The sequence below is a fragment of the Terribacillus sp. 7520-G genome (assembly GCF_002271665.1).
GTDB lineage: Bacteria > Bacillota > Bacilli > Bacillales > Amphibacillaceae > Terribacillus.
In genome coordinates this window covers 48,132-61,754 of sequence record NZ_NQFP01000042.1, presented here as the reverse complement: position 1 = coordinate 61,754, position 13,623 = coordinate 48,132, and the positions used below count along the sequence as shown (strand labels likewise).

Here is a 13,623-nt window from a genome sequence, read left to right as displayed (position 1 = left end):
CTTACCGTATTGCCAAACGGTAAACAGAAAGACCCTGACGTAAAGTCAGGGTCTTTCTTTATTATATAATCTTTTGAGGGAAAAAAAGTTCGCATATACATGTTCCAATGTATCTTTACTAGGAGTTAGGCTAAGGCAGTTACGCTTACCTAACTCCACTGAATTAGTTTATTTGTTCACTTTTATGAAGAGCAGGTACTTCCATATCGACAGCCAAATTCCCTCTGGAATTCATTCTTGCTTTCCAGAAGAACAGAGCAGTGATGACCAATGTCAGGATTATTCCACCTGTATGCGCTGCCTGATAGGATAAGCCAAACCCAAGGTTTCCATCATATAATATATAAGTTAAGACCATATCGGTAATGAATACCGCTGGAACTAGTGCAATGATATAATTTTTCTTTTTAACAAAAAGATACATAGTGCCTATCCAAAGCGCAAGTGCCGCAGTTCCTTGATTGGCAAACGAGAAGTAGCGCCATAAAAGATTAAAATCAATGGTCGTTAACCAGTAGGAAACTGCAAACATCGGTATCGCGATTGCTAACCGTTTGGCTGTTTTGGTCTGGCTCAAACTAATATAATCTGCAATTATATTACGTGCGGCCCGGAACGCTGTATCACCTGAGGTAATCGGTAACACCACTGCACCAAGGACGGCTATGGTACCGCCGACAGCTCCAAGTAAGGTCATGCTGACTTCACTGACTACCAGGGAAGCTGTCCCCTCATTTATTAATCCTTGAAGACTTTGTCCGTCGAATATAGCCATTGCGGCTGCTGCCCATATCATGGCAATAACACCTTCGGCAATCATCATGCCATAAAAAATGTAACGGCCTTGTTTTTCGTTTTGAGTTGTTCTTGATATAAGCGGTGATTGTGTTGCATGAAACCCTGATAAGGCACCACAAGTAATCGTTAAGAATAATATTGGGAAAATAGGTGAGTCGGCCGGATGCATGTTCGTTAATGATAATTCAGGAATTTTATAGCTGCTTAATAATAATGCGGCACCTACTGCAATTGTTCCAATGATCAATAGTGCTCCAAAGTACGGGTAGATGCGGCCGATAATCTTATCGATTGGGAGAATGGTAGACAAAAAATAATAAGCAAAGATAATGATGACAATGGCTATCAAAGCAACCCGGCCATCTATTAAATTATGCAATAATGACGCAGGTGTCGTAACAAATACTGTACCAACCAGCAATAATAACAGTAAAGCAAAAACGTTCACTAAATGACGGGAAACGCGACCTAAAAATCTTCCGGCAAGTTCCGGGATATGAGCACCTCGATTACGAATCGAGATCATACCAGTCAAGTAATCATGTACCGCTCCAGCGAATATAGAACCCAGAACGATCCATAAGAATGCTGCGGGACCATACAAGGCGCCCATGATCGGACCAAATATGGGACCGGTACCGGCAATGTTCAGTAATTGAATCAATGCGTTTTTCTGTTTGTTCATCGGGACATAATCTACACCGTCTTGATTAGCATATGCAGGTGTCTGCCGTTCTTCATTCGGTCCAAATACTTTTTCGACGTATTTTCCATACGTAAAATACGCTGCAACCAATGTTAATATTGCAACAAAAAAAGTAATCATCTTAGATCCCCTCCATGTTAGTGTATGTAAGCGTTATCATAATTGTATTATAAAAATCTTTATGAAGGAAGGAAAAATAACATGTCACGCTGCAGGGAATTCCCAGGGGCGAGAAATCGAAACATATATCAAATAGGATAAGCTAAATGCCATAAGTTTGATACTCTTTGATTTAATGTTACCTAAAGCATGACCAGTTAAAGATGAATTGTGGTAAAGAAGGATCGAAGGCGGCCAGAGGTTTTAAAGCAAGCTATGACTATGATTCACATCCTATGACATAAATAAAAATACCGAAAACAGAACTAAAGATCTGTTTTCGGTATTTTAAATGCCATCATTTAATCATCCAAGCCCATCGACTGTTTATACCCCTGCAAATACGCCATCTCTGCTGGACTTCCCATTTCAAAGCTGCTCATGGTCCGGTGCCAGAGTGGATAGATTGGTGCTGGACGAGCGGCTGATTCGATTAGGTCATGTTCTTCCTGTGTCAGCTTGATATCAAAGGAAGCTATGTCCTCTTTCAATTGCTGCTCGTTGCGGGCTGCAATGACGATCGGGCCTACGTTCGGACGGTCCTTGACCCAGGTGTAGGCGATTTGCGGCACAGATGCATCATGGCTGGCTGCTACTTCCTCCAGCGCATCGATCACTCGGTAGAGCCGTTCTTGGTCTTGCACCCAAGGCTCTGGCCATCCGCCGCCTTGACGGGTGTTTTCAGGTGCTGTTTTATTCCGTCCGATTTTCCCGTTTAGAAGGCCTTCCCCAAGAGGGCTCCAGATCATGTTGCCGATGCCGAGTTCCTTACCCGCCGGCAGCAGCTCATATTCGGCTTCACGAGCTTCAGGTGTGTAGTAGATTTGCTGTGTGATCGGGGGGATGTATCCAGGCTGCTGTGCCACGGTGAAGGTTCTCGCAAGTGCCCATCCGCTGTAGTTGGAGACTCCCCAATAACGGATTTTTCCTTTTCTGACGAGATTGGTCATCGTATCGATCGTTTCTTCAACCGGGGTGCGCCCATCCCATAAATGAACGAAAAACAAATCCAGATAATCCGTCCCAAGGCGTTGCAGTGATTGATCGATGGAGGCTTCGATATTGCTGCGGGAAGCTCCTCCGGTATTTGGTCCATCGCCTAGCTTGAAGCCTGTTTTGGAAGTGATCAATACTTCGTCTCTCCGGCCCTTGATGGCAGCGCCGAGTACACGTTCAGCATCACCTTTGGAATAGAGATTCGCCGTATCGAACATGTTGATTCCAGCTTCCAATGACATATCCACCATTCTGCGTGCCTCATCTTCTTTGACCTTTCCGGTTGCTTCAAAACCATTCGTACCGCTGAAGGGAATGGTCCCTAATATATATTTCGGAACACGCAGACCGGAATTTCCTAAATTGATATATTCCATGATATCCTCCTTCTGATAATCCATTTTAGATAGTTTTCCCAGCTAGAAAAGTAGTAAACTTTCAGGCTTAGTGTTTTTCATTGGTCATTTTTCATATAAAATTGACTGAAAACTACAAATATATTATTATTTTTATATGTCGGACATATTTGAATATTTATTATTTTTTATATTTACGACAACTTTATAATAGAAGTTAGGAGATCCTTATGTCGCAATTATTAGCTTTGGTAATACTTACCCTTATTTTATTCATCGGGGATCTGGTCGCAGTCCGTACGAAGGCTTGGGTACCGTCAGTCTTCGTTTGTGCGATTCTATTTCTCTTGGGATATTGGACGTTCTTCCCAAAGGATATCGTGTCAGTGGCTGGTGTTCCGCCAGTTGTCGCAACGATGATGATGTACTTATTGATCACCAATATGGGAACCTTGCTGTCTCTTAAAGAATTGAAAGCACAGTGGAAAACAATCGTGATTGCTTTATCAGGTATTTTAGGTATCGTGGCTTTATTGATGACTGTCGGAACGCTGATATTTGGCTTTGAGACGATGGTCGTGGCAATTCCGCCTTTGGTCGGCGGGGTGGTGTCGTCCTTGATCATGTCTGATGCAGCCAGTGCGGCAGGACTTTCATCATTGGCCGTATTTGCCATCGTCATTTATGTCATTCAAGGATTTGCTGGCTATCCGATCACATCGGTAGTGCTCAAAAAGGAAGGGAAGCGTCTGCTGCAGCTTTATCGAAATGGCGACCTGAAAACAGATGTGCCTGATAAGGCGAAAGAAGAAATAGCTGTCACTGCGGAAGCTGGACCATCAAGATGGAAAGTGCCCGAAAAGTATAACACTGATTTCTTCAAGTTTTTCAAGCTGGCACTTGTTTCTTATGCAGCGTACCTTGTATCCACTGCCTTGGCACCCGTCGTGGAAATCAGTCCATTCGTACTTTGTCTGCTGTTTGGAGTGATTGCCACCAGTGCCGGTTTCCTTGAAAAGCAGGCATTGCAAAAAGCGAATGGTTTTGGGATTGCTATCCTGGTACTGATGCTGTTCATCTTCGACGGGTTGAATCAAGCTACTCCAAGTATGATGCTTGAAATCCTGTATCCATTAATCGGGACCATTGTGATCGGAGTTATCGGTATGTATATCTTCTCCTTCATTGCCGGCAAGATGTTAGGAGTTAGCAAGGATATGGCATTTGCTGTTTCTCTGACGGCACTTTACGGGTTCCCGGCAGATTATATCATTACTAATGAAGTAATCAAGTCCTTGACCGAAGATGAGAAGGAAAGAGAAGTATTGACAAGCCGTATGCTGCCGCCGATGCTAGTCGGAGGGTTCATCACGGTGACCATCGTATCAGTCGTATTGGCGGGAATATTCGTCAGCTTCTTGTAATGGAGGAATGGAAGAATGAGTGAAATGAAGGAACGGATCGAAAAACATATCGAAGCATTGGAACAGTTTACGGCAACACCTGGCAATGGCACCACAAGGCTCACATACAGTAAGGAGGATCTGCAAGCCCGCACTTATATTAAAGAACAAATGGAAGCATCAGGATTGACCGTAGCCGAAGATGGCTTTGGCAATATATTCGGGAAGCTGGAGGGTACTGCCCCCGATGCCCCAAGCGTGATGATAGGTTCTCATTTTGACTCAGTGCCGAATGGAGGGGCCTATGATGGCCCGGCGGGAGTAGTTGCAGCCCTTGAGGTGGCGGAGCTTTTCAGAAAGAACGGATTGAAGCCGAAATATCCGCTTGAAATCGTAGCTCTGGTGGAGGAAGAAGGCTCCCGTTTTGGCGGCGGATTGATGGGTTCCCGAGGCATCACTGGTTTGCTGAGTGAAGCTGATTTTAACAGCTTAAGGGATAGGGATGGCATTTCCGCAGCAGAAGCAATGCAGCGGATAGGCTTAAATCCATCGCTGCCAAAAGGAAGAGATCCAAAAACAATGAAGGCCTTTCTGGAGTTACATATCGAGCAAGGGCCGATTTTGGAAGAAAAGAACATGCAGATCGGCGTAGTAGAGACGATCGTCGGTTTGACTCAATATGAAGTGACAGTGAAAGGACAGGCTGGACATGCAGGAACAACTCCCATGGACCGTCGCGCAGATGCCTTGGTGACTGCAGCGAAAATCATCAGTCAGCTGTCTGGACTGGCCGTTGAAGAGGGGAATGGCACCGTACTTACGACAGGGCGTCTGCATGTATTTCCGAATGGAGCGAACGTCATTCCCGATAAAGTTGTATTTACGGTCGATATCCGAGCAGGGAAAGAAGAAAGTGTTCAAAATGTGATTGCAAAAATGAAGGAATGCTTGGATCTCCATCAAGGGAATGGAATAGAAGTGCAGTCCGAGGAGCAGCTATATATGCAGCCTAAGCTGCTGAATGAAAAAATCCGTACGCTATTAAAGGATAGGAGCAGTGCATGCAATGCTTCCTATTGTTCCATCAATAGCGGAGCTGGACATGATGCAATGGTCTTTTCCGATTTTACGGATGTCGGCATGTTATTCATTCCTAGCAAAGCCGGGCTGAGTCACTGTCCGGAAGAATGGTCGGACTCAAGGGATATAGCTAAGGCGACGGAGATATTTTATGAGGCAGCGAAGGAATTGACGGAGGCCGAATGAAGCGTCAGCATTTGGGCTTCGGGTAAGGCAAGCTCTTTAATGGGAATAGGGATAAGCCGCACCTAAAAAAGAGTTAGGCATCATCTAAGTGATGCCTAACTCTTTTTTAGGTGACTATTGGTGATTAATTCTATGTTCTTACTTCGTACTCATCCATACAAATGCGCTGCGATTCAGCTTTCCAGCTCCAGCTCCATCGGATGAAGTGAGCTGATTCATCAAGTTCGCAGGGTCGTCTGTGCTATAACTGTATGGAAGTTTGCTGAATCCATTCCAGGAGAATGGGATCGCCGGCGCCGGCTCCGGAGCCAGCGGACTGCCGCTGGTTGTACTGTCGCCGCGGAATGTATCACCGTCATTACTGTAGATCGTATCCAGCGCTAGTATTTTTCCGGTATAAGAACTATCGGCGGCATCCTTCTGATTGTTTTTCACCGGCTGTGTGACATCCTTGATTACTGATTTCTCCAAAAGCAAAGCACCGCCTTCTGTGGAGATGGCACCATTACTTGTAACGGTAAAGTGATACCCTTTCGATTTGATGGCTTTACTCATGCTGGAGGTGATTTTGTTTTTGGCCTCCACAAGTCCTGTATTATGCATGACGATATTGTAGGCATGGGCATTGCCGCCCCGTAGGCGTGGTATCCTATCCTGTATATTTTCGTAATAATTATGATGAAGCGTGATTTCCAGATCGGCATTATCAGATGCGAAGGATGATGCTCCAATCAGATGGGATTTCTTTTGCCCGGAAGCAATATCGATGATATCGTCCTTGCTTAGGCCGACTGCACTGCTGCGAAGATAGGCATACATTGGGTAGGATGCTTTATTCTTCTCCATAGCATTGATCTGTTGTGTCACCCAGCTATCGGACCCCTTGTCATCCCCTTTGAATGCGGACCAAGAAATGGTGACACCATTGCTGCCTTTTTTAACATCGACGATGCCATCATAGGCTTTATGGAAGGTACTATGGTCGATCCAGACGCCTTTGCTTGCACCTTCAATCGTGATGTAATCCCAATCGTTCCTATCATAGTCTCCTTTTGTGGATTCATCCCATTCCCAGAGCTCATCAAATTCCAAATTGCGGATGATGATGTTTTTGCTTCGCTTGATAATGATGCCTGCGTGTTTTATCTTGGAGCCATTCTTTGAGAAAATCGTCAAGCCGTCGAAGCCGTCGATTGTAAGCTTGCTTACACCGCTCTCTTTCAACACAGGATGCGTCAGTGGTGCATTATGCTGAGAGAATGGCGATGTCTTGGCAGAAGAAGGAAGTTCATTCCACCCCAGATCAAGATCATTCATGATTTCGATGACTTTTACATCGGAACCTTTCTTAAGTGCTTTGGCAAGATCGGCCGCATTATACACTTTTCTGTATGATGGATCTGTCTCTTCCAGTACACCGCCCCCTGTCGTACCCTGGGCAAAGCCTGTCAGGCTATAGTTGTTTTCTGCATGGGCAGTTGTATTAAATGGCAGCAACCCTAAGATTGCGGCTAGACACGCCCAGGTCATCCACTTGACAACTCTTTTCAATCGAGCCACCTCCCTGTTTATGTAAAAAAATGTAAAATACAAATATTAAGTTATCATAATATCCATCAGCCTCATACTACTTTTTCTAAATTGCATAATGATAAGTAATATAAAATACTTATTTTATTGGTTATTAATTCCAATTATTTAGGATTTTAGAAGTTAACATCTGAATTTTTAAATATTTTCAGATATTCACAATCTCTTCATGATAAATTAATAGTAATTCTCTACACTGATAGGGAAGAGTCGACAAATGCAGCGAGGCGGATTTTGGTATCATCTGTCGGCTTTATTATTTATTTGGGGGTATCTGAAATATGGTGCATAAGAAGCGTTTAAGATTTTCACTTAGTGCTGCTGCAATCATTGCTTTTCTATCATCGATCGTTTTGCCAACTGGTACATATGCAGCCGAGGAGGAAGAAAACTTCTCGTTGACCATCATGCATATGAACGATACGCATGCGCATGTGGAGCCGCTGCCGAATATGATCACTGCGATCAAGGAAGTGCGTGCGGAGCATCCGGATGCATTGCTGTTTAACGCTGGAGATGTTTTTTCCGGCACCCTGTATTTCAATCAGTTCAAGGGACAAGCGGATTTGGCACTTTTAAATATGATGGACATTGATGCGATGACTTTCGGGAACCATGAATTCGATTTGGGTTCCAGTGAAAACGGGCATAAGTCGCTATCCGAATTCATTGCCGGAGCGGACTTCCCTTTCATCTCAGCCAATGTCGATTTTTCTGGGGATGCTTATGTAGGAAGCGAAGTGAGCGACACCTTCACGGAAGATGCACAGGACAGCATGATATATGACGGCATGGTGAAAGAAGTGAATGGGGAGAAGATAGGGATTTTTGGATTGACGACAGAGGAAACGCTGCAAACGTCCAGTCCTGTTAATGCGACAATCTCTAATTATGCTGCGGAAGCAGAGCGGGCAGTGGCTGCTTTTGAGGAAATGGGTGTCGATAAGATTGTGGCACTTACCCATATCGGCTATGACAGCAACCCTGCAGTGGGTAATGATCTGATGCTGGCAGAGCAAGTCGATGGCATCGATGTCATTGTCGGGGGTCATTCCCATACAAAATTGGAGCAGCCAACTGTAGTCGATACGGATGAAAACGGCGAGGCAAAAGATCCCACTGTCATTGTCCAGGCCTATCAATATGCTGAAAACCTCGGGGAATTGGATGTCGAGTTCAATGATCAAGGGCAAGTGGTAGGCTATGAAGGGCGTTTGATCGACGTCACGGAAAAGCAAGCAGATCCGGACGCAGTAAGTGTGCTTGCTTCGTATAAGAATGAAGTCGACCAGGTTTCCAACGAGGAAATAGGCGCTGTTGCCCTGAAACCTCTTACAAATCCAAGACTTTCCGATAGTGACGTGAGTGTCCGGGCCGATGAGACAGAACTAGGCAACTTGATCACGGATGCCATGCTTGCCAAAGCACAGGAGAAAATGCCGGAAGTTGCGATTGCCATGCAAAATGGCGGGGGCATCCGAGCACCGATTGATCAGGGTCCGATCACCGTCGGGGAAGTGATTGCTGTATTACCTTTTGGCAATGATCCTGCTGTGGTGCATTTGAGCGGTGACGAAATCAAGCAGATCCTGGAATATAGCGTTCGTTTGGCCCCGGAAGAAAGCGGCGGCTTCCTGCAGGTTTCAGGCATGAAGTTCACTTATGACAGTACCAAGGAAGCGGGTTCCCGTGTCGTAAGCATGCAAGTGAAACAAGGCGACGTGTATGCAGATATCCAGCCAGATCAGATGTACGCTGTGACAACAAATAACTTCACCGCAAAAGGCGGGGATGGTTATGATGTATTCGCCCAAGCATATGCAGAAGGTCGTGTGCAAGACCTTGGGGAAATAGACTGGGAGCAATTCCGTGATTATATGGTGGAGGATTTGAACGGGGAAGTGAACCCAGTGATTGAAGGACGTATTACGGATCTGGAGGGCAAAGAGCCAGAGGCGTCTGAACCGCCAGAGGAGCCGAAAGACGAAGCTCCGGAATCTCCAGAAACACCAGATCCGAATGAAGAAACACCAGACTCGAATGAAAAGACACCAGATCCGAAGGACAACGGTGATAAAGAGGAGGATCCAGGGGACGATAAGCCGCAGGAAGATCCGGAAGATGACAATGAACCGGCAGACCAAGACAAAAATGATCAAAATGATAAAAGCAATGCACCTTCGCCAAGCGGCCATGATAACGGAGGGAATAATAGCGGCCAGGGCGGCGGCAAAGCCTTTGACGGCGGTGCGGAGCAGGTCAGCGGAAATAAACTGCCTGACACGGCAACGAATATGTATACGTACATGCTGGCCGGGGCGGCATTGCTTGCTGCCGGAGCAGTTCTCTTTATCTTCAAAAGAAGGAAAGCAAAAGCCTGATCAATACAAATAAGGATGCTGCATCACGCAGCATCCTTATTGCTTTATAACTGTTCGGCTTCTTCTTTATTCATTTTATTCACCAAAGCTTCTTCCGCCATTTTAAATCCTTCAATGACAGTATCCTCTTCCACTTCGATCATGATGCAGCGTTTGTTGTTGAACACAACTTGCCGTACGTAACGCAGATCTTCCGGGCTGATGGCGATATTGGCTACCTTTGTTTTGATTTTGATGGATTTGGAGTTGTACTTTGGCAGTACGCTGGTTGCTTTCATTTCATATTTCTCATCGTCGATGACTTTTTGATAGGCGGTCTCCACTTTTTCGGGGGTCACGTCTTCCACACCGCTCATCGTCAGAACGCGTTGAATATCCTGCCGGTCGAGTTTCGGTGGTTCATCTTCTTCATTTTCCTCGACCACACGGTTGATTTCTTCATAGACATTGGCGAGTGTCGAGGTGTTCAGCTGGTCTCCTGTGATATCCTTGACGATTTCCTCGAAAACGCTCTTGTCATCTTTTGCTGTCATGATTTCTTCGGCATTCAATACATTTTCGATGAACGCTGTATCCGGTTCAAAGGCCTTTGCCGTTGAATAAAGGACGTGGTTGACATCAGCCGCGCTGTCATTAAAGCATGGGAAGAGGAAGCCGGATAACGGGGACTGCAGATTGATGACTGGATCGACTGTCACATTATACTTGAACTCCCGCTCCACATAATCGAATTGCAATTCCTTCTTCGGCTCCTGTGTCTTGTTGATGCTGCAAAGCAGGAATTGATGGGAATACATCGTGTCATTGGCGCTTTCCTCTGATTCCTCGCTTTGGCGTTTTTGGGCTTTCAGGTATTCCGCCTTGATGAAACTGATGACAACATCATGCTCATACTGCCTGTCCTGCAGCATTTTGGCAACAAGGCGGAGCATGTCATTGGCCCATTCCTCGACATCATTCGTGAGCAGGCCGCGATGCAGGATGAACTGACTGCTGTCCTCGGCATCCCGTTTGAATTTCAATTCGAATAATTTCTCATCGAGCTGTCCGGCCAGTACCTTCTTGAAATTGCCAAGAAAAAGTTCCTGCTGGTCTTCATCCAGCATATCGAATGGCATACGCTCATGATGATAAATGTCGCTTGATTCTTTCATGATATATACATTGAATATATCCGAGATTTTGAGCTTATCATTGCCTTTTTTGAATTGTCTTCGGATAGTTGCGATATCTTTTTTATTCATATTGATTCCCGTTCCTTATCGATAGAGTGAATTGCGCGTTCACTTATTTTAACATAGACATAGGCTGCGAAACGGCACTTTTATTGTAGAGTTTTGAATTATATTCTTATTGATATGAAGAAATCGATTAGCGATTTAGATGGACAGGGAGCTGTTCATCCCTTGTCTTTATATCATATGTATAGCCTGAAAGCCGACTTGATAAAGACTCCAATGCTGCTGGCTCTTTTGCAACCACCTCGCATCCGCGATCATCATAGATGAAAAAGATGATATCCTTGCTTTTGTTGATAAAAAAGATGTCGGGGTAGCCGGCATGCGCTTTGAATCTCGGTTTAAGGGGAGGGAAATCCTTATTGCATGCAGCTTTCAGCAGCGCTGGAATCCGGATATCAGCTGGTCTGCACTTGAGGGAAAACTGCTGGTATTCGAACAGACTTTCATCTTCAAACGGGTAAGGCAATGTGTGAGCCCGAATCTGATAGAGCAACTTTTTCCTTCTTATAAATGGTCTAAATAGATTTGTCTTCTTTATTCGTCCACGTTTCCCCTTATATAGATTGGCAGCTAGATAAAGCTCATCGTCTGAATCAAATAAATGCCTGAAAATGGTCAATGCTTGATGATAGACGAGATGGAACAGATCCATATTGAGCTGGTCATTGTCCAGTAATTGATGGCTATCTCCGCCGAGCGCTATATGCATGCCAGTATGCCATCGATGATAAATGCTTGGTACCAGTTCAAGATCGGCAAAGCAGACTGCGAGATAGTCTTTTGCATGCATGTCAATCACTCCTTCCTTGGAGAGCTAGTGTAGTATAATGATTATATAATGATATTGTTTGAAAATGGCAGGGGATGAATAATATGGACATTCACTTTACTGTACCACATCGAGAGGATTTAGAAGAACTGATGGATATTGAATATGCTGGCTTCACACCTGATGAAGCGGCGACGAAAGAAGCCATGCTGGAGAGGATTGAGATTATAGCAGATTCATTCATCGTGGCAAGAGATAGCCGCGATAAGATCCTCGGCTATGTCGTCGGTCCAGTCATACCTCAGCATTATATCAATGATGAATTGTTTGAACATACAATCCCTAATCCGCCAAGCGGGGGATTTCAAAGCATACTCAGTTTGGCGGTGCATCCTCACCATAGAGGGAAAGGGATTGCGGTAAAGCTGTTAAATGAATTGGAAAAAATGTGTGTGAGATATCAAAGGCAGGGAATCACCCTGACATGCTTGGATCATTTGGTGCCTTTCTATGAGGCAAGTGGGTACTGTAATGAGGGGGAATCAGCTTCTGAGCATGCGGGTAAAGTTTGGTTCAACTTGGTGAAAAGCTTAAAGTGATTGCTCCTGTGCATAAGTGAACAGCCCACATCAAGTGGGCTGTTTTGCATGTGTCAAAGCTGCTTCCCTTTCACGGACGAGCGGGATGACTTGACGACCGAAGCGCTCCAAATCCTCTTCATAATGGAAGTGGCCGGTCAGGACAAGGTCGACACCGATTTGTTTCAAGCGGATGATTTGGTCGGCTACTTGTTCGGCTGTACCGATCAGACCGGTTTTGAAGCCGTCATTATATTGGACAAGGTCCTCAAAAGAGGAGTCTGCCCACATGCCTTGCTTGCTGCGTGTTGCCTGGCCTGCGTCCTTGACGGATTCCCGGAATCCTTCCACGGCTTCATCATCGGCGTGCGCTACGATGTCACGCAGAAGGGATACGGCTTCTTCTTCTGTGTCCCGGACGATGGCAAAGCCGTTTACGGCGAATTTGACATCCCGTCCTTGTTTGGCTGCTCGGGCTTTTACATCCTGGATTTGCTGCTGGAACCCCTCCAGTGTATTGCCATTCATGAAATAATAATCGGAAACACGGGCAGCCATGTCCCTGGCAACCTCTGAATTACCGCCCTGGAAGATTGGAATCCGATTTTTGGGCTTTGGCTTCAATGGGGCATCCGTCAATCGATAAAAGTCTCCCCGATAGGTAGCTTGTTCTTCTTCCCACAATGCCCGAAGCACGCGGATGAATTCCTCGGAACGACGGTAGCGTTCATCATGATCGAGCCAATGCTCGCCGTAGCTGATGAATTCCTGCTTGAACCAGCCGCTGACGATATTCACAGCAGCACGGCCGCCGCTGATATGATCCAAAGTGGCAAGCATCTTGGCATAGACGCCTGGATGCCAAAGCCCAGGGTGGACAGCCGAAATAAGGTTCAGTTTCTCGGTGACACTGGCAAGGGCCGAGGCGAGTGTTATCGCCTCGAGCTGTTTGTCTGCACCATAGCTTGCGATGAAGCGTGTTTGCAGCAGGGCATATTCAAAGCCATTCTGTTCGGCGATTTGCGCATAGCGTTTATTTGCTTCGAAACTCCAATCCGTCTTTTGCGGCAGCTTGGAAATGACCAATCCGCCGCTCACATTTGGTACCCAATAAGCAAATTTCACATTCTTGGTCATGTTTACACTCCAATCAAGCTTGCTTATCAAGGCGTATACGAAAGCAGCCCTTCTCCATATAAAAGAGAAGGGCTGCCGGGTCTGTAACTATCCGTACACGCTTCTCATCTTCAGGATGCATCATCCTTCTGAAATTGGCACCGTGCTGCTGACAGTCGGTTGCCGAGGCTTCACAGGGTCAGTCCCTCCGCCTCTCTTGATAAGAAAACTATTTTTTTAGTGATTGTATCCAAACTTTTCAGA

The 13,623-nt window shown here is 45.5% G+C and carries 10 protein-coding genes and 1 riboswitch; of the genes, 4 read left to right on the top strand and 6 right to left on the bottom strand.

Features of this window, described 5'->3' with window-relative positions; translation table 11 throughout:
- Nucleotides 1–163 precede the first annotated feature (163 nt).
- Nucleotides 164–1,624: a carbon starvation CstA family protein gene (locus CHH53_RS14480; RefSeq protein ID WP_095216844.1), complete on the bottom strand. Its 1,461-nt coding sequence runs from the start codon at nucleotides 1,622–1,624 to the stop codon at nucleotides 164–166.
- A 341-nt stretch (nucleotides 1,625–1,965) separates the two neighbouring features.
- Nucleotides 1,966–3,036 (bottom strand): aldo/keto reductase, encoded by a 1,071-nt coding sequence (locus tag CHH53_RS14475; RefSeq protein ID WP_095216850.1) that lies wholly within the window; start codon nucleotides 3,034–3,036, stop codon nucleotides 1,966–1,968.
- 209 nt (nucleotides 3,037–3,245) lie between these two features.
- Here CHH53_RS14475 and CHH53_RS14470 point away from each other — a divergent pair, with 209 nt between their 5' ends.
- Nucleotides 3,246–4,439, top strand: a complete 1,194-nt coding sequence (locus CHH53_RS14470; RefSeq protein WP_095216843.1) for a hypothetical protein — start codon at nucleotides 3,246–3,248, stop codon at nucleotides 4,437–4,439.
- Between the two features lie 15 nt (nucleotides 4,440–4,454).
- The gene (locus CHH53_RS14465; RefSeq protein ID WP_095216842.1) at nucleotides 4,455–5,684 is read left to right on the top strand and encodes a Zn-dependent hydrolase; all 1,230 of its coding nucleotides are present in this window, start codon (nucleotides 4,455–4,457) and stop codon (nucleotides 5,682–5,684) included.
- 138 nt (nucleotides 5,685–5,822) lie between these two features.
- Here CHH53_RS14465 and CHH53_RS14460 read toward each other — a convergent pair whose 3' ends face one another.
- A complete protein-coding gene (locus tag CHH53_RS14460; RefSeq protein ID WP_095216849.1) occupies nucleotides 5,823–7,214 on the bottom strand; it encodes a pectate lyase family protein in 1,392 nt (463 codons plus the stop codon).
- Between the two features lie 341 nt (nucleotides 7,215–7,555).
- On the opposite strand from CHH53_RS14460, the gene CHH53_RS14455 reads away from it, so the two are divergent.
- The gene (locus tag CHH53_RS14455; RefSeq protein ID WP_095216841.1) at nucleotides 7,556–9,655 is read left to right on the top strand and encodes a bifunctional metallophosphatase/5'-nucleotidase; all 2,100 of its coding nucleotides are present in this window, start codon (nucleotides 7,556–7,558) and stop codon (nucleotides 9,653–9,655) included.
- Nucleotides 9,656–9,699: 44 nt separating this feature from the next.
- On the opposite strand, the gene CHH53_RS14450 is transcribed toward CHH53_RS14455, so the two are convergent.
- On the bottom strand, nucleotides 9,700–10,899 hold the full coding sequence (locus CHH53_RS14450) for a DUF4317 domain-containing protein (protein ID WP_095216840.1): 1,200 nt from the start codon (nucleotides 10,897–10,899) through the stop codon (nucleotides 9,700–9,702).
- 127 nt (nucleotides 10,900–11,026) lie between these two features.
- Complete coding sequence (locus CHH53_RS14445) at nucleotides 11,027–11,686, bottom strand: DUF3885 domain-containing protein (RefSeq protein ID WP_095216839.1); 660 nt, start codon at nucleotides 11,684–11,686, stop codon at nucleotides 11,027–11,029.
- An 83-nt stretch (nucleotides 11,687–11,769) separates the two neighbouring features.
- On the opposite strand from CHH53_RS14445, the gene CHH53_RS14440 reads away from it, so the two are divergent.
- Nucleotides 11,770–12,264, top strand: a complete 495-nt coding sequence (locus tag CHH53_RS14440) for a GNAT family N-acetyltransferase (RefSeq protein WP_095216838.1) — start codon at nucleotides 11,770–11,772, stop codon at nucleotides 12,262–12,264.
- A 30-nt stretch (nucleotides 12,265–12,294) separates the two neighbouring features.
- On the opposite strand, the gene sfnG is transcribed toward CHH53_RS14440, so the two are convergent.
- Nucleotides 12,295–13,380, bottom strand: a complete 1,086-nt coding sequence (gene sfnG / locus CHH53_RS14435; RefSeq protein ID WP_095216837.1) for a dimethylsulfone monooxygenase SfnG — start codon at nucleotides 13,378–13,380, stop codon at nucleotides 12,295–12,297.
- A gap of 101 nt (nucleotides 13,381–13,481) precedes the next feature.
- Nucleotides 13,482–13,586: riboswitch (SAM riboswitch) on the bottom strand.
- Nucleotides 13,587–13,623 lie beyond the last annotated feature (37 nt).

Coding starts and splice junctions, on each gene's coding strand:
- CHH53_RS14480 (WP_095216844.1), bottom strand. CDS start 1,624: ATGATTACTTTTTTTGTTGCAATATTAACATTGGTTGCAGCGTATTTT.
- CHH53_RS14475 (WP_095216850.1), bottom strand. CDS start 3,036: ATGGAATATATCAATTTAGGAAATTCCGGTCTGCGTGTTCCGAAATAT.
- CHH53_RS14470 (WP_095216843.1), top strand. CDS start 3,246: ATGTCGCAATTATTAGCTTTGGTAATACTTACCCTTATTTTATTCATC.
- CHH53_RS14465 (WP_095216842.1), top strand. CDS start 4,455: ATGAGTGAAATGAAGGAACGGATCGAAAAACATATCGAAGCATTGGAA.
- CHH53_RS14460 (WP_095216849.1), bottom strand. CDS start 7,214: ATGACCTGGGCGTGTCTAGCCGCAATCTTAGGGTTGCTGCCATTTAAT.
- CHH53_RS14455 (WP_095216841.1), top strand. CDS start 7,556: ATGGTGCATAAGAAGCGTTTAAGATTTTCACTTAGTGCTGCTGCAATC.
- CHH53_RS14450 (WP_095216840.1), bottom strand. CDS start 10,899: ATGAATAAAAAAGATATCGCAACTATCCGAAGACAATTCAAAAAAGGC.
- CHH53_RS14445 (WP_095216839.1), bottom strand. CDS start 11,686: ATGCATGCAAAAGACTATCTCGCAGTCTGCTTTGCCGATCTTGAACTG.
- CHH53_RS14440 (WP_095216838.1), top strand. CDS start 11,770: ATGGACATTCACTTTACTGTACCACATCGAGAGGATTTAGAAGAACTG.
- sfnG (WP_095216837.1), bottom strand. CDS start 13,380: ATGACCAAGAATGTGAAATTTGCTTATTGGGTACCAAATGTGAGCGGC.